Raw genomic sequence first — 632 nt, forward strand, 5'->3', positions numbered from 1 at the left:
ATCTTCTTGGCAGGGACAACTCAGCCCTGCCTTTTTTCTTCCTCAGCTTGTATTTCAGCTTGTATTTAAGGGATCCCAGCCCACCGTCTCGGCCACCTGAGCCGCCAATCTGGTGGCATCGAAGGGCTTGGTAATCACTTTAGAGTAGGGTACAGGTCTCAAAAAGAAGGAGAGAAGGGGATGCAGCCCCTTCTTTAGGATCTACGGCAAAGAGTTGTAGCAGCTTACAGCCTGTTAATTTAAAATAGGGTACAGGTTTTAAGAGGAAGGAGAGAAGGGAATGCCAACCCATTCTTTGGATCTACGGCAAAGGGTCGTGGCAGCTTATCTGGCAGGTAAGACCTCTATCCGCCAGGTAGCCGAACGGTTCATGGTGACCAAAAGAACAGTACACCGTTGGGTGCGACAGTACCAACCAACTCAGGATTAATCTCCAAGAAAGTAGGTGCGAAGCAAGTGGGTATTTTGGAACAACATCGACAGGAAGTGATGGCAATTATTGCAGAATACCCAGACTTCTACCCTTAGCAGTATCAAGAACTGTTGCGGGAACGCTTAGCGATTAATGTAATTACTTTCACGATACACAATTTCTTGAAAAAGCAAGGAATGACTCCAAAAAAAGACTTACC

At 46.4% G+C, this 632-nt stretch carries 1 pseudogene; it reads left to right on the forward strand.

The window, feature by feature from the left end:
• Positions 1-280: 280 nt before the first annotated feature.
• Positions 281-632 (forward strand): annotated as a pseudogene (locus NW852_RS11225) (helix-turn-helix domain-containing protein); the annotation flags it as partial.

Origin of the sequence: Synechococcus sp. H60.1 (assembly GCF_047462335.1) — a bacterium.
In the GTDB taxonomy this organism is placed as follows: Bacteria; Cyanobacteriota; Cyanobacteriia; order Thermostichales; family Thermostichaceae; genus Thermostichus.